Below are 26,978 nucleotides of genomic sequence, written 5' to 3' on the forward strand. Positions count from 1 at the left end.
CTTAACCTTCGAAACGGAGCATATCCGGATCGGCGCGCATCTCGCTGAGGATCTCGGAATTCTCGCAATATTCGCGGAAATGGCGCTCGGCCCTCTGGCATGCCAGATCCGCGCGGCAGCGTTGTTTTGCCCGACACCCGGCACAATTGGCCTGCATACCGTAAAAAAGACGACGATACTGGAACTCGGCCTCGACCGGGTCGATGTTGAGAACCTTCATCATCTCGTTCATTTCGCTGGCGTCGCGCGGCTCTGCCATGGCAATGTCTTCCGCGGCGATGCGCTGGAGGAAGGCAAGGGCGGCGGATTCTTCACCTTCGGAATGGGTGGCATTGCGCCATTCGGCATAACGGTCATCTGCGTGATTGTCGTCGGTCAAAACGCCCATTGCGCTGCTCCTCTTGGTCGACGGCAATTTTGACGTTTGTATAAAAGACGACATTGATCTTGATCAAAACAGGGCCGGTCAACCGACAAGACCGGTCCATAAACAGGGAAGGATAATCATTATGGAAACCAGGGAACCGGGTTTTTCGACACTGTCAATTCATGCAGGGGCAGCACCCGACAGCGCGACCAATGCCCGCGCGACACCGATCTACCAAACGACATCCTACGTGTTTAACGATTCCGACCACGCCGCAGCCCTGTTCGGGCTTCAGGAATTCGGCAATATCTATACCCGGATCACCAACCCGACGACGGCGGTTCTGGAAGAGCGGGTGGCAGCCCTTGAGGGCGGATCGGCCGCCGTTGCCGTGGCCTCCGGTCATGCCGCGCAATTGCTGACCTTTCACATGCTGATGCAGCCGGGCGACAATTTCGTCGCGGCCCGCCGCCTTTACGGCGGTTCGATCAACCAGTTCGGCCATGCGTTCGAGAATTTCGGCTGGTCGGTGCGCTGGGCGGATTCCGGCGATATCGCGAGCTTCGCCGCACAGATCGATGAGAACACCAAAGCCGTTTATATCGAAAGCCTCGCAAATCCCGGCGGCACCTTCGTCGATATCGCCGCCATTGCCAGGGTCGCGCATGATCACGGTCTGCCGCTGATCGTCGACAACACGATGGCGACGCCCTATCTGGTGCGGCCTTTCGAACACGGCGCCGATATCGTGGTTCATTCGCTCACCAAGTTTCTCGGCGGTCATGGCAATTCCATGGGCGGTATTCTCATCGACGGCGGCACCTTCGACTGGTCGAAAACCGGCCGTTATCCGATGTTGAGCACCCCACGCGCCGAATATAACGGGCTGGTGCTTCACGAGGCATTCGGAACGATGGCGTTTGCGCTGGGCGCGCGCGTGCTGAGCCTGCGCGATCTCGGGCCGGCAATTTCGCCGTTCAACGCCTTCATGCTTTCCACCGGGATCGAGACATTGCCGCTGCGCATGCAGCGCCATTGCGACAATGCGCTTGCCGTCGCGAAATGGCTGAAGCAGTCCGACAAGGTTGCCTGGGTCAGCTATCCGGGGCTTGAGGATGACGAAAACCACGACCTGCAGCAGCGCTATGCGCCAAAAGGGGCAGGGGCCGTGTTCACCTTCGGCCTGACGGGGGGATACGAGGCCGGCAAGACCTTTGTCGAAGGCCTCGAACTGTTCTCGCATCTGGCCAATATCGGCGATACCAAATCACTGGTTATCCACCCTGCATCCACAACCCATGCACAGCTTACGACCGAGCAGCAGATTGCCGCCGGCGCCGGGCCGGATGTGGTGCGTCTTTCGGTGGGTATCGAGGATGTGACTGATATTATTGCCGATCTTGAGCAGGCCTTTTCCAGGATCTGACGATCACCTGGACACAGAGAAGAGCGGAACCGGCGGATTGTGCACAGGCACTGTCCGCCGGTTCTGCAATTTATCCACAAGGGGGGGGCGGATGGTCAGCTTGCGTTTCCGAGCGCGGCAAGCGCCCCTTCCGGCGACACGGGCGAAGGCACGGCGCTATAGCTGACCACGCAGTTGCGGCCCTGGTTCTTGGCCTCGTAGAGCGCCCGGTCCGACTGCCACAGCAATGTTTCGAAACCGGTGAAACGGCCTTTCTGAAATGCGATGCCAATGCTCACGGTCATCGCTGTCGGGCGGATTGTGCCGGTATATAGGGTCGCCGCCTGCCGGGCCCTGATCCGCTCGGCAATGCTGATCGCCTCCTGAATGTCGTCGACCTTGATGAAGACCGCAAACTCTTCACCGCCGGTTCGGCCGAACAGCGCCTCTTTCCCGATCTCCGCCAGAACATTGTGCGCAAAGGCGACAAGAGCCTGATCGCCGACATCGTGTCCGAAACGATCGTTTATCCGTTTGAAGTGATCGACGTCGATCATCAGATAGGCAAACAGCTCGTCTGGGAGCGCATAGGTGATCCGCTCCTCGATACCGTGGAAAAAACCGCGACGGTTGAAGATGCCGGTCAGGGGATCGTGAAATGCAAGCTTTTTGAGGTGAAATTCGAATTTCTCGATGGAAAGCCAGACAGCGTGAAAAATCTTCACCGAAAACAGCAGGAATCCGGAGATCAGGGCAACGGAGATCATGACGCCTTCGTCGGGAAGTGCGGGGCTGTCAATCAGAAACAGGATGGCGATCGCCAGTCCGACGACGGCCTCGACAGACAGGATCAGCGGCGTGGCGCGATGGTAACCGACCTCCTCGAAATCGGCATGGCGCAGCAGAAAATGAACCGCGTAGACGGCAATGCCGATATCGGCCAGATAATAACTGGCAACGCAGGCAACCGAACCGAAGCCCGACAGGTGAAACAGCAGCAACCCAGCCAGCCATACGCCCAGACTGCAGAGCATGAACCGCAGCGGACACTTTGCGCCGTAAAGGGAAAGCAGTCCGGCTGTGGAGAGGGTTTCGGCTGCAACCAGGGCGGCGATCGGCAGGGTGAAGAAGCGGACGCCGTAAACACCGATGGCGATCAGACCGGCAAGTCCGAGCCCCATCAGCAACAGCGATACCGACCACAACAGGATAAAGCTCCGGTCTTTGTTGCGCAGCCACAGCGGCAGCAACAGCACGGACAACAGAATACAGTCTGCCGCCCAGACAAAAACGGCCGTCAAGTTATAATGCAAGGCGGCGGATCGCTTCCCAACTTGATGAAATCGAATGCCGTTAGTAGCCCTCATGGTTAAGCTTCACCACACATTCCCTGGACCATTTTTAAAGTTAATCGATTTAATCGTTCTGAATGCGTTGTTTTGCAGCGGCAAATCTCTGCAATCCGTCAATGGCGGCGAAGTGTCGGCGAAAGCCGGATGCACGCTTTGAAAACACTTCTCTTGAAGTGACCGGGTGAGGCACTCTATGTAGGAGGGTAACGAAAGATTCGATGAAAAACGGTTCCGATCAGCCGGCCGAAGGACAGACATGACAAATCCCGTAGATACCGCGATGGCTCTTGTACCCATGGTCGTCGAGCAGACCAATCGCGGCGAACGTTCCTATGACATCTATTCCCGCCTGCTCAAGGAGCGGATTATCTTTCTTACCGGTCCCGTGGAGGATCATCTGGCGTCGCTGATCTGCGCCCAGCTGCTGTTCCTCGAAGCGGAAAATCCGAAGAAGGAAATCGCGCTCTACATCAATTCGCCCGGTGGCGTGGTGACCGCCGGCATGGCGATTTACGACACCATGCAGTTTATCCGCCCGGCTGTCTCGACGCTTTGCATCGGTCAGGCCGCTTCGATGGGCTCGCTTCTGCTGGCCGCCGGCGAAAAGGGCATGCGTTTTGCCACGCCGAATGCGCGCGTGATGGTGCATCAGCCTTCCGGCGGGTTCCAGGGCCAGGCTTCGGATATCGAACGCCACGCCCGCGACATTCTCAAGATGAAGCGCCGCCTCAACGAGGTCTATGTCCGCCATTGCGGTCAGTCCTATGAAGAGGTTGAAAAGACGCTCGATCGTGACCACTTCATGGATGCGAGTGAGGCGATGGATTGGGGCCTTATCGACAAGGTCATGACCTCGCGCAGTGAAATCGAGGGCGGCAACTGATCTTCGGCGCCCGATCATGCGTATCTGAACCGCGCTTCCTCCGTGCGGGACCTGACTTTACGGTCTCGTCGGCGGGTGCGTTGTTTGTTTTGTGGACTTTGAGACGGTAATTCGGGTTCACGATCGCGTTTTTTGGGTTTAAACCGGCGCTCAAGCCGTTAATAGTATGGAAAACCGGATTTGATATCCGGTTTCATGGATAGCCGGTGGGACGTTGTTTGGCGTTTGCGTCCGTTGCCAGTAGCGCCGATACGTCGTTTTGTTGCCCTGATGTTTTGCAAGCTTTTCGACGTACGGTAGAAGCGAAAAAGTTGAGTGGCCGTTCATCCGGATCAAGGGACGGCTTACTGGAAGGAAGTGATAATGAGCAAAGTCGGCGGTAACAATGGCGGTGACTCCAAGAACACGCTCTATTGTTCCTTTTGCGGCAAGAGTCAGCACGAAGTCCGCAAGCTGATCGCTGGCCCGACGGTTTTCATCTGCGATGAATGCGTCGAATTGTGCATGGACATCATCCGCGAGGAAAACAAGACCTCAATGGTGAAGTCCAGCGACGGCGTGCCGACACCGCAGGAAATCATGGGTGTGCTTGATGAGTATGTCATCGGCCAGAGCCATGCAAAACGCATTCTGTCGGTTGCGGTGCATAACCACTACAAACGCCTCTCGCACGCCTCCAAGAGTTCCGACATCGAGCTTTCGAAGTCGAACATTCTGCTGGTGGGCCCGACGGGCTGCGGCAAGACCTATCTTGCCCAGACGCTGGCGCGGATCATCGATGTGCCGTTCACGATGGCGGATGCGACGACGCTGACGGAAGCTGGCTATGTCGGTGAAGATGTCGAGAACATCATTCTGAAGCTGCTGCAATCGGCCGATTACAATGTCGAGCGCGCCCAGCGCGGCATCGTCTATATCGACGAGGTCGACAAGATTTCCCGCAAGTCCGACAATCCGTCGATCACGCGTGACGTCTCGGGCGAGGGCGTGCAGCAGGCATTGCTGAAGATCATGGAAGGTACGGTGGCCTCCGTGCCGCCGCAGGGCGGGCGCAAGCATCCGCAGCAGGAATTCCTGCAGGTCGATACGACCAACATCCTGTTCCTGTGCGGTGGTGCCTTTGCCGGTCTCGACAAGGTGATTTCGGCGCGCGGCGAACGGACGTCGATCGGTTTCGGCGCCTCGGTCAAGGCGGCTGACGACCGCAAGGTCGGCGATGTGCTGCGCGATCTGGAGCCGGAAGATCTGGTCAAGTTCGGCCTGATCCCGGAGTTCATCGGCCGATTGCCGGTCATCGCCACGCTCGAGGATCTCGACGAGACGGCGCTGGTGCAGATCCTGACCGCGCCGAAGAACGCGCTCGTGAAGCAGTATCAGCGCCTGTTCGAAATGGAAGATGTCGAACTGACCTTCCATGAGGACGCGTTGATGGCGATTGCCCGCAAGGCGATCGAACGCAAGACCGGCGCGCGCGGACTGCGCTCGATCATGGAGAAGATCCTGCTCGACACCATGTTCGAACTGCCGGCCATGAAGGGCGTTCGCGAAGTTGTGATCTCCGACGAAGTTGTTTCGGGGACCTCGCAGCCGCTCTACATTTATGAAAATCACGCGGACGACAAGGCAAACGCATCGGCCTGATCGCGGCGTTTTCAAAGTGAAACGGAAGGCAGGGCAGGTCCCTGCCTTCGTCGTTTTACGGACAAACACGACAAAACGCGTGTAATGACCCGTTGTTCCGCCGAAAACACGGGCAAAGGTTGAAATCGCTCTTTTAAAGCGCCACTTGTTCCGCAACAATCGAGACGAACTTTCGGACTGTCCTCCCAGCAGTCCGTCAATGCCCGGTGTGCGGCCGGGCTGCCTGAAAGGAAACAGACATGACGCAGAACGCGCCTGCAGCGGAAAATGCTGCGTTCCCGGTGTTGCCATTGCGTGACATTGTGGTTTTCCCCCACATGATCGTTCCCCTCTTTGTCGGCCGCGAAAAGTCGATCCGCGCGCTGGAAGAGGTCATGAATGCCGATCGGCAGATCATGCTGGTTACCCAGGTCAACGCCGGCGACGACGATCCCGAACCCGATGCGCTTTACCGCATCGGCACCATTGCCAATGTGCTGCAGCTTCTCAAACTGCCCGACGGTACGGTCAAGGTCCTGGTCGAGGGCAAGTCGCGCGCCGCCATCGGCGATGTCCGGCTGGAAAACGACTTCTACGAAGCCGATGCCGAAGTGCTGGGCGAACCGGAAGAAGACGCTGTCGAGATCGAGGCTCTGGCCCGCTCGGTGGTTTCCGAATTCGAAAACTACGTCAAGCTGAACAAAAAGGTTTCGCCCGAGGTCGTCGGTGCTGCCGGCCAGATCGAGGACTATTCGAAGCTTGCCGACACGGTTGCCTCGCATCTTGCGATCAAGCTGACGGAAAAGCAGGAAATGCTGGAGACCACCAGCGTGAAGGAACGCCTCGAAAAGGCGCTCGGCTTCATGGAAGGCGAGATTTCCGTCCTGCAGGTCGAAAAGCGTATCCGCACCCGCGTCAAGCGGCAGATGGAGAAGACCCAGCGCGAGTATTATCTGAATGAGCAGATGAAGGCCATTCAGAAGGAACTCGGCGAGGGCGAGGACGGCCGTGACGAAATGGCCGAACTGGAAGACCGCATCAAGAAGACCAAGTTCACCAAGGAAGCACGCGAAAAGGCCGATGCGGAGATGAAGAAGCTCCGCAACATGAGCCCGATGTCGGCGGAAGCGACCGTGGTGCGCAACTATCTTGACTGGCTCACCGGCCTGCCGTGGAACGCGAAGTCGAAGATCAAGCGTGACCTGAAGCATGCCGAGAAGGTGCTCGAGGAAGACCATTTCGGCCTCGAAAAGGTCAAGGAGCGGGTCGTCGAGTATCTTGCCGTGCAGGCGCGCGCCAAGAAGCTCAAGGGGCCTATCCTCTGCCTCGTCGGCCCGCCCGGCGTCGGCAAGACCTCGCTTGCGCAGTCGATCGCCAAGGCGACGGGGCGTGAATATGTGCGCATGGCGCTTGGCGGTGTCCGTGACGAATCGGAAATCCGTGGTCATCGGCGCACCTATATCGGCTCCATGCCCGGCAAGATCGTTCAGTCGATGAAGAAGGTCGGCAAGAGCAATCCGCTGTTCCTGCTCGACGAGATCGACAAGATGGGCGCCGATTTCCGCGGCGATCCGTCCTCGGCCCTGCTCGAAGTGCTGGACCCGGAACAGAACTCGACCTTCATGGATCACTATCTGGAAGTCGAATATGATCTGTCCAACGTGATGTTCATCACCACGGCCAACACGCTCGACATTCCCGGCCCGCTGATGGACCGTATGGAGATCATTCGCATTGCCGGCTACACCGAACAGGAAAAGCTGGAAATCGCGAAGCGTCACCTGCTGCCCAAGGCAATCCGTGAACACGCGCTCAAGCCCGAGGAATTCTCGGTCGACGACGGCGCGCTGGAACGCACGATCCAGCAGTACACCCGCGAGGCGGGCGTGCGCAGCCTGGAGCGTGAGCTGATGAAGCTGGCCCGCAAGGCCGTGACCGAGATCGTCAAGGGCGACAAGACCGCGGTGCATGTCACGGCGGATAACCTTGAGGATTATCTCGGCGTCCAGCGCTTCCGCCATGGCGAGGCGGAAGGTGACGACCAGGTCGGTGTCGTGACCGGTCTGGCGTGGACGGAAGTCGGTGGCGAGCTTCTGACGATCGAAGGTGTGATGATGCCCGGCAAGGGCCGCATGACAGTCACCGGCAATCTGCGCGATGTCATGAAGGAATCGATTTCTGCGGCGGCATCCTATGTTCGCTCGCGTGCGGTCGATTTCGGCATCAAGCCGCCTATGTTCGACAAGACTGACATTCACGTCCATGTTCCCGAAGGAGCAACGCCGAAGGACGGACCGTCTGCCGGTGTCGCCATGGCAACGGCGATCGTTTCGGTGATGACCGGTATTCCGGTGAACAAGAACGTGGCCATGACAGGCGAGATCACGCTGCGCGGCCGGGTTCTGCCGATCGGCGGTCTGAAGGAAAAACTTCTGGCAGCACTTCGCGGTGGCATCACCAAGGTGCTGATCCCCGAAGAGAACGCCAAGGACCTTCCGGAGATCCCGGACAACGTGAAGAACGGTCTGGAAATCATTCCCGTGTCACGCATGGGCGAGGTGCTGCAGCATGCGCTGGTCGAGGCGCCGCAGCCCATCGAGTGGGATCCGGAGACTGATCCGGTCTCGATTCCCGCTGATGAATCAGACGGTGACTCGAACAAAACAGTGGCGCATTAACGCCGAATTCTCGCCATTTTTCAGGGGCTCCTGTGGAAAAGGGGCCCCTGAGGTCGTCCTTTGGTCGTCCTTTTCCCCACAAATTGCCGTAAGCCTATTGCAATTCCTTGAAACGCAAGGCTTTTGGATGTCAGCGGGTAGCGGTGTAAGCCTTGCCGAGGCCCCTGGGAAAAAATTGATCCGTTTCGAACCATTTGAGAAAGGGTGGAAACATGAACAAGAGTGAACTCGTAGCTTCCGTTGCCGAAAAGGCCGGTCTGTCCAAAACCGATGCGGCTTCCGCAGTCGACGCCGTGTTCGACGCCGTACAGGGTGAACTGAAGAACGGCGGCGAAGTTCGCCTCGCCGGTTTCGGTGCCTTCACCGTGTCGCACAGCGCTGCGCGCAAGGGCCGCAACCCGTCGACGGGTGCAGAGGTCGATATCCCGGCCCGCAACGTTCCGAAGTTCACGGCTGGCAAGGGCCTCAAGGAAGCTTGCAACTCCTAAGTTCCGCCTTCTCATGAATGGCACGAAACCCGGGGCCCTGGCCCCGGGTTTTTTGTTGCCTGTTTCGTTGACGCTCAGTTACCGACGTCCCCGTCAGAATTGACTTGCCGCGGACCGGCGATGTCACTACTTGTTGCACAACAAACCATGCCGGAGACAGAACTCTGCCGACGGCACATTCTCGGGGCGGGGTGAAATACCCCACCGGCGGTAAGCGTCTTTCACGCAAGCCCGCGAGCGCCTTTCCGGTCAGTCTCGGAAAGGGTCAGCAGATCCGGTTGAAATCCGGAGCCGACGGTTACAGTCCGGAAGAAAGAGAATGCGGGTTGCCGGATGTCTCGGCTTTTGCCGATTGCCGCCGGCGCCATGCGTCGTCCGTCCCCTTATTGCATGCGCCCCGGGCGCCATGAAGGATCGAGACAGGCATGAGCAAGGCAATCTATCGTTCTCCCGCGTTGACCGGTGCATTCTGGATGGTGCTCGCCGGTGTGGTTTATGCCGCCGGCAATGTGCTGATCCAGCAGCTCACCATGAAGATGGGTTTTGCGGCCTCGTCCATTGCCTTCTGGCAATATGGCATCGCCTTTCTGTTTGCCATTCCCTATCTCTGGCGCACCGGGCTTGCGGTGATGCGCACCGCCTATCCGTGGCAGCATATCGCGCGTGTTGCGCTCTCCGCGCTTGGCGTTCAGGCCTGGGCCATCGGTCTTGCCTCCGTTCCGCTCAGCCAGGCGATTGCGTTGGTGATGACGTCACCCTTCTTTATCATTGTCGGCGCCAGGATCTTTCTGGGCGAGCGTGTCGGGCCGTCGCGGTGGATTGCCACGGCTGTCGGCTTTACCGGCGCTGTGCTGATCCTGCAGCCATGGTCGTCGGGTTTCACCTGGGCGGCGCTGCTGCCGGTGCTGTCTGCGCTTTTGTGGGGCGGTACATCGCTGATCACCAAGAAGCTGACGGCGCACGAAAAGCCGGAATCGATCACCGTCTGGCTGCTGATGCTGCTGACGCCGATCAATGCCGTGGTGGCGATCGGTGGCGGTTTCGCCGTGCCCACGGGCGATGCCGTGTGGATCATGCTGGCGCTGGGGCTGATGACCGTGCTGGCGCAGTATTTTCTCACGCTGGCCTATTCCAGCGCCGATGCCGCCTATGTCCAGCCGTTCGACGACCTGAAACTGCCGCTCAATGTTCTCGGCGGCTGGCTGGTGTTCGGCTATGCGCCCGATATGCTGTTTTGGCTCGGAGGTATGATGATCGTGGCGGCCTCCTTGTCGATCCTGCTGATCGAGCGGCGGCGTGAGCGATGACGGCGATGGTGTCACACCGGCGTCATCGGGACGTAATCATCCTGTCACAGCCGTGACGCACAACCCTCCGGTGTTTCAACCTCAGGAGGGAAACCTATGAAACTCCGTCTTACCGGCGCGGCGCTGTCTGCCGCACTTCTGGCTTCAGCCGCGATCCCCGCGTCCGCAGAGCCGGTCTTCAACCGCATCGCCGTTTTCAACGTCGCCGAAAACCTTCCGTCAGATATGGACGTCATGAGCGCCACGTCCGCGGAAATCATCACGGCAACCGAAGACGGCAATATGCTGGTCTATTCCGACAGCCCGCTTGAAGCCGTCGGTTTCGTCGATATCACCGACCCGCGCGCACCGAAGGCCGCCGGTACCGTCAAGCTCGACGGCGAACCGACCTCGGTGGCTGTTTCCGGCGCGAAAGCCTATGTCGGCGTCAACACGTCCGAAAGCTTCACCGCGCCCTTCGGCTTCCTCGGCGTGATCGACATTGCATCGCAAACGCTTGAGGCAAAATGCGATCTCGGCGGCCAGCCCGACTCGGTTGCCGTATCGCCCGATGGCGCGATCGTGGCCATTGCCATCGAAAACGAGCGCGACGAAGACCTGAATGACGGTGAAATTCCGCAGATGCCCGCCGGCGATCTGGTGATCATCGCGCTGAACGACGGCGGCGCCGACTGTGCAACGACGAAACATGTTGCCATGACCGGTTTTGACGAGATGACCGCGCCGAGCGATCCGGAACCGGAATTTGTCGACATCAACGATGACAACGAGATTGTCGTCACGCTGCAGGAAAACAACGGTATCGTCATCGTCGACGGCAATACCGGCGAGGTGAAGAACCACTTTGCCGCCGGCACGGTCGATCTTGCCGGCATTGATACCGAACGCGACGGTCGCCTCGATTTCACCGGTTCGCTGACCGGTATTCCGCGCGAGCCCGACACCGTAAAATGGCTCGACAACGATCGCTTCGTGATCGCCAATGAGGGCGACTACAAGGGCGGTTCGCGTGGCTTCTCGATCTTTTCCGATACCGGCGAGCTGCTGTATGAGGCCGGTGCCTCGTTCGAACGTGCCGTCGCCTCCATCGGTCACTTCCCGGACAAGCGTGCCGGCAAGAAGGGCGTTGAGCCGGAAGGGCTGATCACCGGCCGGTTCGGCGACAACAACTATCTTTTCGTCATGTCCGAGCGCGGTTCCGTTGTCGGCGTCTACAATGACGATGTCCAGGACGCTCCGGAGCTGATGCAGCTTCTGCCCTCGGGTATCGCACCGGAAAGCGGCGTTGCCATTCCCGCCCGCAACCTGCTGGTGACGGCCAATGAGGAAGACCTCGGGCCCGATGGCGGCGTGCGTGCGCATGTGATGCTCTATGCCTATGAAGAGGGCGAGGCCGATTATCCGCAGATCGCCTCTGATGTGAACCATGATCCGCTGATCGGGTTTGGTGCGCTTTCCGGTCTTGCCGCCGACCCGGAAGACGCCAGCAGGCTCTACGCGGTCAATGACAGCTTCTATTCGGCGCAGCCGTCCGTCTTCATCATCGACGCTTCCAGAAAGCCGGCGCTGATCACCGACGCCATCCGCGTGACGCGCGATGGACAGCCGGCGGAAAAGCTCGATCTCGAAGGCGTTGCCGTGGACGGCAATGGCGGCTTCTGGCTGGCTTCCGAAGGTCATCCCGACAAAGAAGTGCCGCACAGGGTTCTGCACATCGACGGGACCGGTGAAATCACCGAAACCATCAACCTGCCGGATGAACTGCTCGCCAACCAGACGCGTTTCGGCATGGAAGGCATCACCACGGTGGGCGAGGGCGATGATCTGACGCTGTGGATGGCTGTCCAGCGCGAATGGGGCGACGACGAGAAGGGCTTCGTCAAGCTTCTGGCCTACACGCCGGCGACCGGTGAGTGGGGCGCAGTCTCCTATCCGCTGGAAACCCCGGAGAAGGGCTGGATCGGCCTTTCCGAAATTTCCGTCAATGGCGACAATGCCTACATCATCGAGCGCGACAACCAGATCGGCGAAGCCGCAAAGGTCAAGAAGCTCTACAAGGTTGCGCTTTCGGACATGAAGCCGGCGCCGATCGGCGCGGAGCTGCCGGTTGTGCAGAAGGAAGAAGTCACCGATCTGCTGCCGCTGATGAAGTCGGCCACCAATGGCTATGTTGTCGACAAGATCGAAGGCTTCACCATCGCCGCCGATGGCACGGCCTATGCCGTGACCGACAATGACGGCGTGGACGACAGCTCCGGCGAAACGCTGTTTTTCAAGGTTCCGATGACGCAGTAACGCATAACAAGTCCGGGCGGCAGGAATGCTGCCCGGGGAGATGTCCTGGAGAGGCCGCGGTGCAAAATGCACTGCGGCCTTTTTATATCGCCGGTATTTCTCCACCTGCGCCATGCTCGGGGCGAGCTATCGGGACAATAATGGCCTGCAAATAAAAAAATTGGCCGGTCTAAGGACCGGCCTGTCTCAGACTGCTGACAAACCCGAAGACGTAGGGTTGTTGCCTCCACCAGCCGTTCCCACAGGTTTCATGCTCGGACGTGATCCGAGCATCCATTCAACTCAACCCTTTGATAAAAAAGGGTTTAAAGTGAGCGTATATCGTTTGGCCCTGGATCCTCGGGGCGAGCCCGAGGATGACCCCAGAGTGAGGGGCTGCTTTGTCTACAAATCGAGACAGGCCGGTCTGACGACCGGCCTGTCTTTTCAACGTTTCGAACTGTGTATTGACCGATCAGCGGTCGGCAACGGCGACGAAGTCGCGTTCGGCAGCGCCTGTGTAAAGCTGACGCGGGCGACCGATGCGCTGTTCCGGATCTTCGATCATCTCGTTCCACTGGGCGATCCAGCCGACCGTACGGGCGAGCGCGAACAGCACCGTGAACATGGTGGTGGGGAAGCCCAGCGCCTTCAGCGTGATACCGGAATAGAAGTCGATGTTCGGATAAAGCTTCTTCTCGATGAAGTATTCGTCCGTCAGCGCAATTCTTTCCAGTTCCATGGCGACATCGAGAAGCGGATCGTCCTTGATGCCGAGCTCGCCAAGAACCTCGTGGCAGGTCTTCTGCATGATCTTGGCGCGCGGATCGTAGTTCTTGTAGACGCGGTGGCCAAAGCCCATCAGGCGGAAGGGATCATCACGGTCCTTCGCACGGGCGATGTATTCCGGAATCCGGTCAACCGAACCGATTTCCTGCAGCATGTTGAGCGCGGCCTCGTTGGCGCCGCCATGCGCCGGGCCCCACAGGCAGGCAATGCCGGCGGCAATGCAGGCGAACGGATTGGCGCCCGAAGAACCGGCAAGACGCACCGTCGAAGTCGAGGCGTTCTGCTCGTGGTCTGCATGCAGGATGAAGATGCGGTCGAGCGCGCGCGACAGGATCGGGTTGACCTTGTATTCCTCGCACGGCGTGGCAAAGCACATATGCAGGAAATTGGCCGCATAACCGAGATCGTTGCGCGGATACACGAAGGGTTCGCCGACATGGTACTTATAAGCCATTGCCGCGATCGTCGGGATCTTGGCGATCATGCGGACGCTGGCGATCTCGCGCTTGTAGGGATCGGAGATGTCGATCGAGTCGTGGTAGAAGGCCGACATGGCGCCGACAGCGCCACAGATGATGGCCATCGGGTGAGCATCACGGCGGAAACCGGTGAAAAGCCGTGTCATCTGCTCGTGAATCATCGTGTGATGGGTGACGCGGAAGTCGAAATCCTTCTTCTGCGTTGCCGTCGGCAGTTCACCGAACAGCAGCAGGTAGCAGATTTCGAGGAAGTCGGCATTTTCGGCCAGCTGGTCGATCGGATAACCGCGGTGCAGCAGAATACCGTTGTCGCCATCGATGTAGGTAATTGCCGATTTGCACGATGCCGTCGAGGTGAAGCCGGGATCGTATGTGAACATGCCTGACTGTTTGTACAGGCTGTTGATGTCGAGCACTTTTGGACCGAAGGTGCCTGCTTCGACGTTCAGTTCCAGTTCCTGTCCGTCCAAGGTGAGTTTGCCAGTTTCCGTCATGCTATCCTCCAAATCTTCCAGCGCGGGACGCGTGATAAACACGATCAAAGGTACCAACTAGGTATAGGATCGATGCGCCGCTGCCAAGCCGCTGAATGGTTCATGTTGCGGTGCGGGTGATGATTTATAATTTGCGTTTAGCAAGTTTTTTGAGCTTCTGAAAAGGAAATTTTTCCGCAAGCTGCGTTCTGCAACGTTGCTTTTTGCTCCAGGTAACCACACGATACCTTAGGTTGTGGCGGGGCGGTTTTGATGGGAGAGGGCGAGAAACAGGTTACGGAACGTCCAAAGCGGCACGGGGGCGGCGCCGTTCGTGGCCGCTTGCGCAGATGGCGAACGAAAGCCGCTTCCGGCAGCGATACGGTCTGGAATCCGCCAACTTCTGCGGGGCAGCCGGAGGGCAGGGACGTCGGCACGCTTTTTTCCGAAGAACTTGCCTATGGACGCAGCTTTCTGTTTGCGCCGTTTGTGATGGCTCTGGGGGCCGCGTGGTGGTTTTTTCGGCCCGCAGCGCCGTTTTCGTGGGGGCTGTGGCTCTATTGGGCGGTCGCCCTTGTTGCCGCCGTTTCGTTGCGCAATGCCGGTCCGGTGAAACGGCTGGGCGCCGGTCTGGTTGCGCTCTTTCTCAGCGGCGCATTTCTGGCGCAGCTTGAGACGGGCCGGCTTGCCACGGTGATGCTCGACTCACCGGTGACAACCCACGTTACCGGCGTGGTGGACGCGCGAGAGCCGACCGAAAATGGCTGGCGTTATGTGGTGCGCGTCATCGCCACCGACGATCCGGTGATCCACCGTCCACCTGAGCGTGTCACCCTTGTTGCCCGCGGCAAATCGCCGCCGGTCGATATCGGCGGTGCTTTCACCGGCCTTGCCCGGCTTTCACCGCCCTCCGGACCGGCGCTGCCGGGCCTCGTCGATTTCGGATTTCTTTCCTATTTCGACGGGATCGGCGCGGTGGGGTTCTTCTATGGCGCGCCGGAAGCGCTTGCCGGTGATCTTCACGCGCCTGGAAAAAGCCACCTTCAGTCCATCGGCCTGTTCATGCGCCACAGGGTCGAAAGCCTGCGCGACACGATTGCCGGGCGCATTCGCGCTGTCCTGCCAGACGAATCGGGGGCTTTCGCGAATGCGATCATCACCGGGCAGCGTCGCGCCATGAATGATGACACGCTGGACGCGTTGCGCAATGCCGGCCTTGCCCATGTCATTGCCATTTCGGGGCTGCACATGGCGCTCGCCGCCGGTATCTTCTTTTCAAGCCTGCGTCTTTTCCTGTCGTTTTCTCCAAAGGCGGCAGAAGCGATTGCCACCAAGAAGCTCGCTGCTGTGGCCGCGATCGGGGCTGCCGGGTTCTATCTTGCGATTTCGGGCATGCAGGTCTCGGCGCAGCGCGCTTTCATCATGCTGGCGATCATGCTGCTTGCCGCCGTCGCCGACCGTCCGGCCATCAGCATGCGCAATGTCGCTCTTGCGGGGCTCGTCATCCTCGTCGTTTCGCCGTCGGAAGCAGTCGGCCCCGGCATGCAGATGTCGTTTGCCGCAACACTGGCGCTTATTGCGGGCTACAGCTTCTGGCAGCGTCGCGAATATGCTCGCCCGGCGTCGATGCCGGTCGGCACAGTGGTCCGCATCGTCATGCTGGGGGCTTTCGGTATTCTGTTGACCGCACTTATCGGCGGGCTTTCGACAGCGCCGATTGCCATGGCGCATTTTCAGCGGATTGCCGGCTACGGTCTGCTTGGCAATCTGCTCGCCATGCCGATTGTCACCTTTCTGGTGATGCCCTCCGGGCTGCTGGCCATGCTGGCCATGCCGCTCAATCTGCACGGCCCCTTTCTTTTGGCCATGGGCTGGGGGCTCGACCGGGTGATTGCCATTGCGGAATGGGTCAATGGTCTTGGCGGCGCGCTCGATACCGGTGCGATGCCCCGCGGATTTCTGCTGCTTTTCCTTGTCGGGTTCATGCTGCTGGTTCTGCTGCGCACCCGCCTCAGGCTTGTCGGACTGGTGCCGATGGCAATTGCCTTTGCCTTGCCCGCCTTTTCTCAAGGCGACCGGTCGCCGCTTCTGCTTGTCTCCGAAGACGGCGCGCTGGTTGCGATTGTCACCGGTGATACGGCCGCGCTCAGCAAGCGCCGTCCGCCTTCCTTCATCTTCGATCAGTGGCAGAGCGCACTTGCCATCAACGCCACACGACCGCCGAGCGAAACCGAAAACAACGCTGCGATACTGAAAGACACGGACCGGTTCGACCGCCTGGATGCTGGACAAATCACCAATGCAAGCACCGCCCTTGCCGAGGATATAAAGGCCGCGCGGACGCAATCCGGTGTATTCATTTGTGAAAAGGGCGAATGGTGTGTGGCATCGCTTCCCGGAAGCGGTCTGACCGTAGCACAGATATTCCGGCCCGCGCTCGTAGGCCCTGCCTGCGATCACGCCGACATCATCATCAGCGTCTACCGGCCCGGTTTTCAGACATGCCGTTCGCCTGGTTTTCTCATCACACCAGCACTGCGCCGCCAAAACGGCACCTTGCAGTTTACCGTCCAAGATACCGATGGTTCAAAATCAAGAAACGGAAACACCACGTCCTCAGAGCCTAACCCGACCGGTTCCTGTGTGAGAACCCACGTTTCCGTCACGCCTGCCATCACGGCAGTAAAGCGTCAGTGGAACCAACACCGCCTCTATAGTTGGCGTTCCGATTCGTATGCTGATCCTGTCAGCCTGCCGAAAACCCTCGATTTCTTCAGTGGTAGCGGCGGATCAGGCCGACAAGCTTGCCCTGAACCTTGACCTGATCGGCCGCGAATATCCGGGTTTCATAGGCCGGGTTGGCGGCTTCCAGTGCAATCGATGCGCCCTTGCGGCGGAAACGTTTCAGCGTTGCTTCCTCGTCATTCACCAGCGCCACGACAATATCGCCCGGGGCGGCTGTGTTGATATTGCGGATGACCACCGTGTCACCGTCGAATATCCCGGCTTCGATCATCGAATCGCCCTTAACTTCCAGCGCATAATGTTCGCCGGTTCCCAGCATTTCGGCCGGAACGGCAATTGCGTGGGTGTTTTCCTGTATGGCCGAGATCGGAACGCCGGCTGCAATCCGCCCCATGACGGGGATATCGGTCGAGCCGCTGTCATTTCCGGCAGCCGGTGTCTTGCTTTCGGCAGGCGTCTTGCCGAGGCTGCCTTCAATCACGCTCGGTGAAAAGCCGCGGCGTGGCGGCTGAGAACCAAGGCTTTCCGGCATGCGCAGAATTTCAAGCGCGCGCGCCCTGTTGGGAAGCCGGCGAATGAAACCCCGTTCCTCCAGCGCCGTGATCAACCGGTGAATGCCCGATTTGGACGCCAGATCCAGGGCTTCCTTCATTTCATCGAAAGACGGGGGAATGCCTGTCTCCTTCATCCGTTCATGGATGAAATACAGCAGTTCCTGTTGTTTACGAGTCAGCATTTGCAGCCCCTTGCCTTCGAAACAAATACAGAACGTTTATATCTGTTCTATCTGTGTTCCGCAAGCTGGAAATAGCAGAGCGGCCTCGATTGCGGTCAATGGAGGCATGAAGGCGGGTGCAAAGGGGTGCGTTAGAAAGTGTTGTTTCAATTTCGAAAGGAGAAAAATTCTCGGCAAACAATGGTGAGCGCGCAGGGGTTCGAACCCTGGACCTACTGATTAAAAGTCAGTTGCTCTACCAGCTGAGCTACGCGCTCCCGAGGCCGGCGCCTGTTGAAGGGCCGGCGGAAAGTGGGCGGAACATAGAAAGGGTCTTGCAGAAGGTCAACCCGGAAATTCGGCTCCGAGGCGACAATTTGATGTTGGGGGCGATGCGCGGAAAGGTGATTGGAATTCAACGCCGCTGTGGTTTAAGGAACCGGCAGTTTACGGTCCGCCGTTCAGGCGGTTATCTGCTGGTGCCGGACGCGCTTTCGCCAACGGCCGAGTGACAAGAGGATTTCAGGTGTCGATCGGTGATATTTCCCTGTTGACGGCGCTTCTTGCCGGTGCGCTTTCGTTTCTCTCACCCTGCGTTTTGCCGCTGGTGCCGCCTTATCTTTGCTACATGGCGGGCATTTCGATCGATCAGTTCAGGGGGGACACGACCGTCCGGCCGGCGCGGGTGTTGTTGCCGGCGCTGTTCTTTACGCTCGGCTTTGCGACGATTTTCGTGGCGCTCGGGGCAGGGGCCTCGTCCATCGGTCAGCTTTTGCGTCAATATATCGATATTCTGGCCAAGGTCGGCGGCGTGATCATCATCATCATGGGGCTGAACTTTCTTGGTGTGCTGAAAATCCCCTTCCTGTCGCGCGAGGCGCGGTTTCATGGCGGCGGCAAGCCGGCGAGCATGTCCGGCGCCTATGTGATGGGGCTGGCCTTTGCTTTCGGCTGGACGCCCTGCATCGGGCCGGTTCTGGGGGCCATTCTCGCTGTCGCAGCCACACGCGATACGGTTTCCAACGGGGCGGTGCTGCTGGCGATCTATTCGCTCGGCCTTGCCGTGCCGTTCTGGATTGCGGCGCTTTTTTCCGGCGCCTTCATGCGCTTCCTGTCGCGGTTCCGCAAACATCTTGGCACGATTGAAAAAATCATGGGCGTGCTGCTGATTCTCACCGGCCTTGCCTTTCTTTTCGGCTTCATTGCCGATATGGCGATCTGGTTCCAGCAGACCTTCCCCGTTCTGTCGCAGATCGGCTAGGGCCTGCGAACCCCGGGTTTTGCGCCATGTCAGATATTCTAGGGCTTCTCTTTCCGTTCTTCGGGTTGATTGCCGTCGGCTTCATCGCCGCCAGGCTCATCCGGCAGCCGGAATCCGGTCTTGTCTGGCTCAATGTATTCATCGTCTATGCCGCATTGCCGGCCTTGTTCTTCAAGCTGGTTTCGAACACGCCTTTCGACCAGCTGACCCGGCTTGATTTCATCTCTGTCGATCTGCTGGCGACCTATGCCGTGTTTTCGCTGCTGTTTGCCGCCGGCTATTTCTGGAAACGCAACGGCGTGCGCGAGAGCACGATCCAGGCCTTTGCGGGCGCTTACGGCAATATCGGCTATATGGGGCCGGGTCTTGCCATTCTGGCGCTTGGCGAGGCGGCAGCCGTTCCCGTCGCCTTGATCGTTTGCTTTGAAAATGCGCTGCATTTCATCGTCGCACCGTCGATAATGGCGGTGGCGGATGGCGGGGCGGTGCGCAAGGCATCACTTGCCCGCCAGGTGCTGACAAAGGCGCTGCTGCACCCCTTCATCATTGCAACCGCTCTGGGGTTTGCCGTTGCCGCGAGCGGTGTTCAGCCGCCCGATGCGTTCAACCGGCTGGTGGACTATCTGGCACAGGCTGCCGCGCCATGCGCGCTTTTTGCCATGGGGGTGACGCTTGCTCTGCGCCCGGTAAAGCGCGTGCCGGTAGAGATCGGCTACATCGTTCCTGCCAAGCTTATCTTACATCCGGTGCTGGTCTATGCCTTCATGATGCTGCATGGCGGCTTCGATCCGGTCTGGGTGGAAGCCGCCGTGCTTCTTGCAGCCTTGCCGACGGCCACCAATGTCTTCGTGATCGCCCAGCAATACGGCATCTGGTACGAGCGGGCCTCCGCGACGATTCTGATCACCACAATCTGTTCGGCGGTAACGCTGGCCGGTCTTCTGCTTCTGATCGACGCTACCGCCCTGCCGCTATAGGCAAGGGCTAAAACAGGCTTCAGCCGGCGAACAGCTCCTTGATCCCCCTGAGGGGCTGAACGCCTTCGCGCATGGCAAACTGGCGCAGCGGCGGCACGGCCGACAGCATGTAGAGGCCGGCGGAGCGGGCAAGCTGCGCGGGAATGAAATCGGCAAGCAGAGAGCGGTTCAGAAGATCGACGCTGGCCGTTCTGCTCCAGACATCGGACTTGCGCAGAAAATCATAGCGTTCGCCGGTTCTGGCGGAAATCTTCGCGCCGTCGATGCCGTCCAGCATGCGGGCAAGGCGCATGATGTCGCGCAGCGAAAGGTTAAGCCCCTGTGCGCCAATCGGCGGAAAGGCGTGGGCCGCCTCGCCGACAAGAACCGTACGACCCTTGCCGAAACGGTTCGCAACCATGGAGGAAAGCGGCCATTTCTGCACCGGTCCCTCAATGGTGACTGCGCCCAGAAGCGACTGCATCCGTTCCTCGATCGCCGCCGCGATCTCGCCTTCCGGCCGCGCCGCCATGTCTTCGGCAGCCGGCGTATCCATAACCCAGACCAGGCTGGAGCGGTTCTTTGCCGGCAGCGGCACCTGCGTGAACGGACCGCCACGGGTGTGAAATTCCGTCGAGATATCGTCATGGGTAAGTGCGTGGCTGAAATTCAACACGACAGCCGATTGCTTGTAGGACCATTGGCGCACGCCGATCCCGGCATTTTCACGCACTTTCGAACGCCGGCCGTCGGAGCCGACGATAAGTTCGGCGGAAAACGTCTCGCCGCCGGCAAGCGTCACCGCAACGCCATTCTTGTCGACGGTAAAATCGTCGGCAATGGTCTCGAAACGGGTAATGTTCGGCTCACTCGCAATCGCTTCGTTCAACTTGCCGACAAGAACGGTGTTGGGAATGTTGTAGCCGAAGGCTTCGAGATCGATTTCGGCAGAGCGGAAACTGACCGTCGGCGCGCGCACCAGCCGTCCCGTGCCGTCAATGATGCGCATGGTCTTCAGCGGCGCGGCTTCCGGCCGCACGGACTGCCACAGGCCAAGCCGGGCAAGCAGTGCGATGGAATGGTCCATCAGCGCCGTTGTGCGATGATCGCCGCCGCTGGGGGACGGCGCCACCAGCGCGACCCTGCGGCCGGCACGGGCAAGCGCCAGCGCGGAAATCATTCCGGCGGGACCGCCGCCGATCACGGCAATTTCAAAATCCGACATGCCTGAAACCTCGTCTTCCTGCGATTTGTTCGTTACCGATATAATGCGACCAGGCGCATTTTGCCGTGAAAAATTCTGGAAAATCATGTTTTTTTTGTACGCGGACGCGCTTCTGGTGCATTGTAGGGGTAGAGAAAACCGGGCAATAACCGCCGACACAGTTTTACGGGAAGTGAATGGGTTTGTTCAGCCAGCGTAAAGTACCTTATGCCGAAATCCGGGCGTTCTCCGTCCACATTCTGACGGCATCGGGCTCGTTCCTTGCTTTCCTTGGCGTGGTTGCCGCTGCCGAGGGGCGATTCGTGGCCATGTTCTGGTGGCTCGGCGCCGCTCTGCTGGTCGACGGCATTGACGGGCCGATCGCGCGGCGGCTGAAGGTCAGCGAAGTGCTGCCAAGCTGGTCGGGTGTGATGCTCGACAACATCATCGATTACGTGACCTATGTTCTGCTGCCGGCCTTTGCGCTCTACCAGTCCCATATGATCGGGGAGCCGTTGTCCTTCGTTGCCGCCGCGCTGATCGTCGTCTCCAGCGCGATCTATTATGCCGACAGCGGCATGAAGACGGATGAGAACTTCTTCTCCGGCTTTCCCGTGGTCTGGAACATGGTGGTGTTCTCCTTCTTCGTCATCCAGCCGTCGTCGCTGCTTGCCATGGCGATTGTGGTGCTGTCAGTGGCCCTGACCTTCGCGCCGGTCAATTTCCTGCATCCCGTCCGGGTCAAGCGGCTGCGGCCGCTCAATCTCGGCGTTTTTGCGGTCTGGTGCGTCACCGGCTTCATCGCGCTTCTCGCCCGTTTCGATGCGCCGCTCTTCATCGAGGTGCTGTTCGTGGCGAGCGGCGTCTATCTCTACCTTATCGGCATGGTGCTGCAATTCCTGCCCAAACTCGGCTCGCGGGCGGCCGAAACCCGGGCAGAATTTTGACAAGCGCCAGCACGGCAAGCGAATAAAGTCGTTGGGAAACAGGCAAAAGTCATTGCGTTTCAATGAGGGTTCGTGCTTCATTTGTGCGCAATATAGGGGATGTTCTATTTTTTAGTCAATTTCCGGATGTGGTGCCGAAAGACTCGGTATCACCGGGTTTCGCGTTTTCGGGTGGATACCGGAGGGCAGTTTGAACCAAAATGATAATGATGTGGGCGGATCACTGCTGTCCGTTCAGGGGCTGACAAAATATTTTGGTACCTTCGCTGCCTGCGATGGCATCGATCTCGATATCGATAAGGGTGAAATTCACGCTCTGCTCGGCGAAAACGGCGCCGGCAAATCCACACTTGTGAAAATGCTGTTCGGGGTGCTGGAGCCTTCCGCCGGCGAAATTCTCTGGGAGGGAAAGCCGCAGCGCATTGAAGCACCCGCCGCTGCCCGCAAGATCGGCATTGGCATGGTGTTTCAGCACTTCTCGCTGTTCGAGGCGCTGACGGTGGCCGAGAATATCGCCCTGTCGCTCGATCCCGGCATTTCGCTTGCGAAGATCGCGGAAGAATCACGCAGGCTTTCGGTCGAATACGGCCTGCCGCTGGATCCGCGCGCCCATGTGGCCGACCTTTCGGTCGGCGAGCGTCAGCGGATCGAGATCGTGCGCGCGCTTTTGCAGAACCCGAGCCTGATCATTCTCGACGAACCGACATCGGTGCTGACCCCGCAGGAGGCGGACCGGCTGTTTGAAACGCTGGCCAAGCTGAAGGCCGAAGGGCGTTCGGTGCTCTATATCTCTCATCGGCTGGAAGAAGTGCAGCGCATCTGTGACAAGGCCACGGTGCTGCGCCACGGCAAGGTGACGGGCAATTGCAACCCGCGCAACGAGACGGCCTCTTCGCTGGCGCGGATGATGGTCGGCGGCGAAGTTTCGGAAATCTCCCGTCCGGAAGCGATGAAGGCCGGCAAGGTTCTGCTTGAGGCCAAGGGTCTGACCGCGCCGGCGCGCACGCCGTTTTCCACCGCGCTGAAGAACATCTACCTCGAAGTCAAAGCCGGCGAAATCCTGGCGATCGCCGGTGTTGCCGGCAACGGCCAGTCGGAGCTTTTCGATGCGCTCTCCGGCGAATATCCGGTCGATGACAATATCTCCATCCAGATCGACGGCCAGCCCGTCGGCGCCAAGGGCATCAATGCACGACGCAAGCTTGGCGCGGGTTTCGTTCCCGAGGAGCGCCACGGTCATGCCGCGGTCACGGGGATGACGCTGTCGGAAAACCTCATCCTCGCGCGCAATCAGGCCGAATCGGATATTTTTCTGGCCGGTGGGCCGCTCAGGGTCATCCGTCGCGCCGTCGCCCGGGCGCGCACCGGTGAGATCGCCGGCTTCATGGATGTTCGCAAGAGCGGTGAAAACCCGGCGGCAGGCGCGCTGTCGGGTGGCAATCTGCAGAAATTCATCGTCGGGCGCGAACTGGACCGCAAGCCCAAGGTCATCATTGTCAACCAGCCGACCTGGGGCGTGGATGCCGGCGCTGCCGCCCATATCCGCCAGGCGCTGGTCGATCTTGCCAGATCGGGCTCGGCCGTGCTGGTGATCTCGCAGGATCTCGACGAGATCTTTGAAATCGCCACGCGGATCGCGGTGATTTCCGAGGGGCAGTTGTCCGACAGTCATCCGGCGGAAACAATGACGCGCGAGCGGATCGGGCTGTTGATGGGCGGCATCCATGGCGAGGATGCGGACAAGGATGTGGAGACGGCTGATGCGCATTGAACTTGAACGGCGCGCCAACGCTTCGCCGCTGTTTTCGTTGCTGTCGCCGCTGATCGCGTTTGCGCTGACAGTGTTTTTCGGGGCGATCATGTTTGCGCTTCTGGGCAAGGACCCGGTCGAGGCGCTCTATCGCTTTTTCATCGAGCCATTGTTCGATATCTGGTCCCTGCATGAACTGATGATCAAGGCAGCACCCTTGATCATGATCGCGGTCGGGCTGACGGTCTGTTACCGCTCGAACATCTGGAATATCGGCGCGGAAGGCCAGTTTACCGTCGGCGCCATGGTCGGCTCCATCGTACCGGTCTATTTCTACGATTGGTCCTCGCCGCTGCTTTTGCCGATCATGCTGGTGATGGGCACTGTCGGCGGCGCGCTTTACGCCGGCATTCCCGCGCTTTTGAAAAGCTATTTCAACACCAATGAAATCCTGACCTCGCTGATGCTGGTCTATGTCGCGCAATTGTTTCTCGACTGGCTGGTGCGCGGGGCCTGGCGCAATCCCGAAGGCTTCAACTTTCCGCAGACGCGCGAATTCGTCGATGCGGCCATGCTGCCCGAAATGGTGTCTTCCGGCCGCGCGCATTACGGCTTCGCGCTCGCGATCCTGGCGGCATTCGCGGTCTGGTTCATGATGCGCTTCACCCTGAAGGGGTTTGAGGTCAACGTCATCGGCCAGTCGCAGCGGGCAGGGCGGTTTGCGGGCTTTTCCTCGCGCAAGATGATCTGGTTCTGTTTTCTGCTGTCGGGCGGTCTGGCCGGCCTTGCGGGCATCAGCGAGATTTCCGGGGCGCTGGGTTATCTGCAGCCACAAATCTCGCCGGGCTATGGCTTCACCGCCATCATCGTCGCCTTTCTCGGGCGGCTTAATCCGCTGGGCACGATCATTTCCGGTCTTGTGCTGGCGCTGACCTATATCGGCGGCGAGGGCGTGCAGTTCACGCTCGGCGTTTCCGACAAGATGACCCGCGTGTTTCAGGGCATGCTGCTGTTTTTCGTCCTCTCCTGCGACACGCTGATCCTCTACAAGGTTCGGGTGATCTTTTCGGGCAAGGCGGCCTCCGAGGGGAAAGCGTCATGATCATCGAAGCCATTCTCCTGACCGTCATCACCGCATCGACACCGCTGGTTCTGGCAGCCATCGGCGAGCTTGTCTGTGAACGGGCAGGCGTGCTGAACCTCGGTGTCGAGGGCATGATGGTGATGGGTGCTGTCGGCGCCTTTGCCACCGCACATGCCACCGGGTCGCCTTATCTCGGCATGCTGGCGGGCCTTGCCACCGGCGCGGTGTTCTCGCTACTGTTCGGTTTTTTGACCCTGACGCTGGTTGCCAACCAGGTTGCCACCGGTCTGGCGCTGACCATTCTGGGTCAGGGGCTCTCCGCGATGATCGGCGAAGGGCTGGTGGGGCGCGCGGGCGTGCGCATGCCGGCAATCGATTTTCCGGTCCTCTCGGACATTCCGGTCATCGGACCGTTGCTGTTCAATCAGGACCTGTTTTTCTACCTCTCAATCGCGATCGTCGCCGGAACCGCGTGGTTCCTGTTCAAGACCCGCAAGGGCCTCGTCCTGCGCGCTGTCGGCGACAATCATTCATCCGCCCATGCGCTCGGCATCAACGTGATTGGCATTCGCTATCTCGCCGTCATGTTCGGTGGCGCCTGTGCCGGGCTTGCGGGTGCGCAACTGTCGCTGGTCTACACCCCGCAATGGACGGAAAACATGGCGGCGGGCAGGGGCTGGATTGCGTTGGCGCTGGTGGTCTTTGCCTCGTGGCGGCCCTGGGGCGTTCTGCTCGGCGGCTATCTGTTCGGCGCGGTTACCATCGGCCAGCTGCATGCCCAGGCCTTCGGCATTGCCATTCCCTCGCAGTTCCTTTCGGCGCTGCCCTATGTCGTAACCATTCTGGTCCTCGTCATCATCTCGCAAAACCGCAGGATGACGCTGATCAACACCCCGGCCGCACTGGGCAAACCCTTTGTGCCGGACCGCTAGTCACGGTAAACTTGTCATTTGAGATCAAACCGAAAGAGGTGAACGATGAAATCCCTGAAATTCGCTCTGGCCGCCTCCGCGGCCGTCATCGCCGGCTTTGCCGCCACAGGCGCTGCCGCCCAGGAAGACGTCAAGGCCTGCTTCGTCTATGTTGGCTCCGCAACCGATGGCGGCTGGACACAGGCGCACGACATCGCCCGCCAGCAGCTTGAAAACACGCTGGAGATCGAAACCGCCTATATCGAAAACGTCCCGGAAGGCCCGGATGCCGAACGCGCCATCGAGCGCATGGCCCGTTCCGGCTGCACCATCGTGTTCACCACCTCCTTCGGCTTCATGGAGCCGACGCTGAAGGTTGCCGCCAAATATCCGGATGTGAAGTTCGAACACGCCACCGGCTACAAGACCGCCGACAATGTCGCGACCTATAATTCGCGCTTCTATGAAGGCCGTTACATCTCCGGCGTCATCGCTGGCTCGATCTCCGAAAGCGGCATCGGCGGCTATATCGGCTCGTTCCCGATTCCCGAAGTTGTCATGGGCATCGATGCCTTTGAACTGGGCGCGCAGTCGGTGAACCCGGACTTCGTGACCAAGGTCGTCTGGGCCAATACCTGGTTCGACCCGGGTCGTGAGGCTGATGCCGCCAAGGCGCTGATCGATCAGGGCGTCGATGTTCTGGCGCAGCACACCGACACCACCGCCCCGATGCAGATTGCCGCCGAGCGCGGCATCAAGGCCTTCGGCCAGGCTTCCGACATGATCGAGGCCGGCCCCGAAACCCAGCTGACATCGATCCTCGATACCTGGGCGCCCTACTACATCAAGCGCGTCAAGGCGGTTCAGGACGGCACATGGGAATCGGAACAGAGCTGGGACGGCCTGAAGGACGGTATCCTGACGATGGCGCCCTACACCAACATGCCCGATGACGTGAAGGCGCTGGCAGAGGAAACCGAAGCCAAGATCATCTCCGGCGAGCTGAAGCCGTTCACCGGCCCGGTCACGCTGCAGGACGGCACGCCCTGGCTTGCCGAAGGCGAGGAAGCCGATGACGGCACGCTGCTCGGCCTCAATGTTCTGGTTGAAGGCGTTGACGGCTCCATTCCGAAGTCGGAGTGATTTCAGCCGAAACTCATGCAGGGAAGGCGTCCGCAAGGGCGCCTTTTTTGTTGCACTGCACACAACGCGGAAAACAGATAAACTTCATTCATAATTTTTGAATACCTCTCGGGCACGATTCAGCTAAAAGCGGTAACCGGTTCGCAA

The 26,978-nt window shown here is 59.4% G+C and carries 19 protein-coding genes, 1 tRNA gene, 1 pseudogene and 1 riboswitch; of the genes and pseudogenes, 15 read left to right on the forward strand and 6 right to left on the reverse strand.

Annotation, left to right across the window (positions count from 1 at the left end; all coding sequences use genetic code 11):
* Nucleotide 1 precedes the first annotated feature (1 nt).
* A complete protein-coding gene (locus tag ACHZCU_RS18345) occupies nt 2–388 on the reverse strand; it encodes a DUF6455 family protein (RefSeq protein ID WP_106312544.1) in 387 nt (128 codons plus the stop codon).
* Nucleotides 389–509: 121 nt separating this feature from the next.
* Here ACHZCU_RS18345 and ACHZCU_RS18350 point away from each other — a divergent pair, with 121 nt between their 5' ends.
* Entirely contained in the window at nt 510–1,793 is a 1,284-nt protein-coding gene (locus ACHZCU_RS18350; RefSeq protein ID WP_319520001.1) for an O-acetylhomoserine aminocarboxypropyltransferase, read from the forward strand.
* A gap of 95 nt (nt 1,794–1,888) precedes the next feature.
* Here the strand turns inward: ACHZCU_RS18350 and ACHZCU_RS18355 are convergent, their stop codons facing one another.
* Nucleotides 1,889–3,073, reverse strand: a complete 1,185-nt coding sequence (locus ACHZCU_RS18355) for a GGDEF domain-containing protein (RefSeq protein ID WP_319520002.1) — start codon at nt 3,071–3,073, stop codon at nt 1,889–1,891.
* Between the two features lie 307 nt (nt 3,074–3,380).
* On the opposite strand from ACHZCU_RS18355, the gene clpP reads away from it, so the two are divergent.
* From clpP to ACHZCU_RS18385, 6 genes and pseudogenes are all read left to right on the forward strand, one after another.
* Complete coding sequence (clpP, locus tag ACHZCU_RS18360; protein ID WP_106312535.1) at nt 3,381–4,007, forward strand: ATP-dependent Clp endopeptidase proteolytic subunit ClpP; 627 nt, start codon at nt 3,381–3,383, stop codon at nt 4,005–4,007.
* 363 nt (nt 4,008–4,370) lie between these two features.
* Entirely contained in the window at nt 4,371–5,648 is a 1,278-nt protein-coding gene (gene clpX, locus ACHZCU_RS18365; RefSeq protein ID WP_106312532.1) for an ATP-dependent Clp protease ATP-binding subunit ClpX, read from the forward strand.
* 239 nt (nt 5,649–5,887) lie between these two features.
* Nucleotides 5,888–8,237, forward strand: a pseudogene (lon, locus tag ACHZCU_RS18370) (endopeptidase La); the annotation flags it as partial.
* 262 nt (nt 8,238–8,499) lie between these two features.
* Complete coding sequence (locus ACHZCU_RS18375; RefSeq protein WP_319520003.1) at nt 8,500–8,793, forward strand: HU family DNA-binding protein; 294 nt, start codon at nt 8,500–8,502, stop codon at nt 8,791–8,793.
* 173 nt (nt 8,794–8,966) lie between these two features.
* Nucleotides 8,967–9,118: riboswitch (FMN riboswitch) on the forward strand.
* Nucleotides 9,119–9,218: 100 nt separating this feature from the next.
* Entirely contained in the window at nt 9,219–10,100 is an 882-nt protein-coding gene (locus ACHZCU_RS18380; RefSeq protein WP_319520004.1) for a DMT family transporter, read from the forward strand.
* Between the two features lie 96 nt (nt 10,101–10,196).
* On the forward strand, nt 10,197–12,395 hold the full coding sequence (locus ACHZCU_RS18385) for an esterase-like activity of phytase family protein (RefSeq protein ID WP_319520005.1): 2,199 nt from the start codon (nt 10,197–10,199) through the stop codon (nt 12,393–12,395).
* 454 nt (nt 12,396–12,849) lie between these two features.
* Here the strand turns inward: ACHZCU_RS18385 and gltA are convergent, their stop codons facing one another.
* A complete protein-coding gene (gene gltA, locus ACHZCU_RS18390; RefSeq protein ID WP_106312520.1) occupies nt 12,850–14,136 on the reverse strand; it encodes a citrate synthase in 1,287 nt (428 codons plus the stop codon).
* Nucleotides 14,137–14,457: 321 nt separating this feature from the next.
* On the opposite strand from gltA, the gene ACHZCU_RS18395 reads away from it, so the two are divergent.
* Nucleotides 14,458–16,935 (forward strand): ComEC/Rec2 family competence protein, encoded by a 2,478-nt coding sequence (locus tag ACHZCU_RS18395; protein ID WP_319520006.1) that lies wholly within the window; start codon nt 14,458–14,460, stop codon nt 16,933–16,935.
* Here ACHZCU_RS18395 and lexA read toward each other — a convergent pair.
* Both lexA and ACHZCU_RS18405 read right to left on the reverse strand, forming a co-directional pair.
* Nucleotides 16,889–17,596 carry a transcriptional repressor LexA gene (lexA, locus tag ACHZCU_RS18400; protein WP_319520007.1) on the reverse strand — a complete coding sequence of 236 codons (708 nt, stop codon included), beginning with the start codon at nt 17,594–17,596 and terminating at the stop codon, nt 16,889–16,891. The two genes, ACHZCU_RS18395 and lexA, sit on opposite strands and share 47 nt — an antisense overlap.
* 181 nt (nt 17,597–17,777) lie before the next feature.
* Nucleotides 17,778–17,853, reverse strand: a tRNA-Lys gene (locus ACHZCU_RS18405).
* 248 nt (nt 17,854–18,101) lie between these two features.
* On the opposite strand from ACHZCU_RS18405, the gene ACHZCU_RS18410 reads away from it, so the two are divergent.
* Complete coding sequence (locus ACHZCU_RS18410) at nt 18,102–18,836, forward strand: cytochrome c biogenesis CcdA family protein (RefSeq protein WP_106312511.1); 735 nt, start codon at nt 18,102–18,104, stop codon at nt 18,834–18,836.
* Nucleotides 18,837–18,862: 26 nt separating this feature from the next.
* On the forward strand, nt 18,863–19,813 hold the full coding sequence (locus tag ACHZCU_RS18415) for an AEC family transporter (RefSeq protein ID WP_319520008.1): 951 nt from the start codon (nt 18,863–18,865) through the stop codon (nt 19,811–19,813).
* Between the two features lie 19 nt (nt 19,814–19,832).
* Here ACHZCU_RS18415 and ACHZCU_RS18420 read toward each other — a convergent pair whose 3' ends face one another.
* Nucleotides 19,833–21,017, reverse strand: coding sequence for a UbiH/UbiF family hydroxylase (locus ACHZCU_RS18420; protein WP_319520009.1), 1,185 nt, complete (start codon nt 21,015–21,017; stop codon nt 19,833–19,835).
* A gap of 176 nt (nt 21,018–21,193) precedes the next feature.
* On the opposite strand from ACHZCU_RS18420, the gene pcsA reads away from it, so the two are divergent.
* The 5 genes from pcsA to ACHZCU_RS18445 all read left to right on the forward strand — a co-directional run bounded on the left by pcsA (nt 21,194) and on the right by ACHZCU_RS18445 (nt 26,831).
* A complete protein-coding gene (pcsA, locus tag ACHZCU_RS18425; protein ID WP_319520010.1) occupies nt 21,194–21,943 on the forward strand; it encodes a phosphatidylcholine synthase in 750 nt (249 codons plus the stop codon).
* Between the two features lie 190 nt (nt 21,944–22,133).
* On the forward strand, nt 22,134–23,714 hold the full coding sequence (locus ACHZCU_RS18430; RefSeq protein WP_319520011.1) for an ABC transporter ATP-binding protein: 1,581 nt from the start codon (nt 22,134–22,136) through the stop codon (nt 23,712–23,714).
* On the forward strand, nt 23,704–24,795 hold the full coding sequence (locus ACHZCU_RS18435; protein WP_319520012.1) for an ABC transporter permease: 1,092 nt from the start codon (nt 23,704–23,706) through the stop codon (nt 24,793–24,795). Before ACHZCU_RS18430 ends, ACHZCU_RS18435 begins: the two co-directional genes overlap by 11 nt.
* Nucleotides 24,792–25,709 carry an ABC transporter permease gene (locus ACHZCU_RS18440; RefSeq protein ID WP_106312496.1) on the forward strand — a complete coding sequence of 306 codons (918 nt, stop codon included), beginning with the start codon at nt 24,792–24,794 and terminating at the stop codon, nt 25,707–25,709. The genes ACHZCU_RS18435 and ACHZCU_RS18440 overlap by 4 nt, the downstream gene beginning before the upstream one ends.
* 45 nt (nt 25,710–25,754) lie before the next feature.
* Complete coding sequence (locus ACHZCU_RS18445) at nt 25,755–26,831, forward strand: BMP family ABC transporter substrate-binding protein (RefSeq protein ID WP_319520013.1); 1,077 nt, start codon at nt 25,755–25,757, stop codon at nt 26,829–26,831.
* Nucleotides 26,832–26,978 lie beyond the last annotated feature (147 nt).

Origin of the sequence: uncultured Martelella sp., from assembly GCF_963677965.2 — a bacterium.
GTDB lineage: Bacteria > Pseudomonadota > Alphaproteobacteria > Rhizobiales > Rhizobiaceae > Martelella > Martelella mangrovi.

Bases quoted from the DNA above. Each gene is read 5' to 3' on its own strand.
- ACHZCU_RS18345 (WP_106312544.1), bottom strand. From the start codon at position 388: ATGGGCGTTTTGACCGACGACAATCACGCAGATGACCGTTATGCCGAA.
- ACHZCU_RS18350 (WP_319520001.1), top strand. From the start codon at position 510: ATGGAAACCAGGGAACCGGGTTTTTCGACACTGTCAATTCATGCAGGG.
- clpP (WP_106312535.1), top strand. From the start codon at position 3,381: ATGACAAATCCCGTAGATACCGCGATGGCTCTTGTACCCATGGTCGTC.
- clpX (WP_106312532.1), top strand. From the start codon at position 4,371: ATGAGCAAAGTCGGCGGTAACAATGGCGGTGACTCCAAGAACACGCTC.
- ACHZCU_RS18380 (WP_319520004.1), top strand. From the start codon at position 9,219: ATGAGCAAGGCAATCTATCGTTCTCCCGCGTTGACCGGTGCATTCTGG.
- ACHZCU_RS18385 (WP_319520005.1), top strand. From the start codon at position 10,197: ATGAAACTCCGTCTTACCGGCGCGGCGCTGTCTGCCGCACTTCTGGCT.
- gltA (WP_106312520.1), bottom strand. From the start codon at position 14,136: ATGACGGAAACTGGCAAACTCACCTTGGACGGACAGGAACTGGAACTG.
- lexA (WP_319520007.1), bottom strand. From the start codon at position 17,596: ATGCTGACTCGTAAACAACAGGAACTGCTGTATTTCATCCATGAACGG.
- ACHZCU_RS18415 (WP_319520008.1), top strand. From the start codon at position 18,863: ATGTCAGATATTCTAGGGCTTCTCTTTCCGTTCTTCGGGTTGATTGCC.
- ACHZCU_RS18420 (WP_319520009.1), bottom strand. From the start codon at position 21,017: ATGTCGGATTTTGAAATTGCCGTGATCGGCGGCGGTCCCGCCGGAATG.
- pcsA (WP_319520010.1), top strand. From the start codon at position 21,194: ATGGGTTTGTTCAGCCAGCGTAAAGTACCTTATGCCGAAATCCGGGCG.
- ACHZCU_RS18435 (WP_319520012.1), top strand. From the start codon at position 23,704: ATGCGCATTGAACTTGAACGGCGCGCCAACGCTTCGCCGCTGTTTTCG.
- ACHZCU_RS18440 (WP_106312496.1), top strand. From the start codon at position 24,792: ATGATCATCGAAGCCATTCTCCTGACCGTCATCACCGCATCGACACCG.
- ACHZCU_RS18445 (WP_319520013.1), top strand. From the start codon at position 25,755: ATGAAATCCCTGAAATTCGCTCTGGCCGCCTCCGCGGCCGTCATCGCC.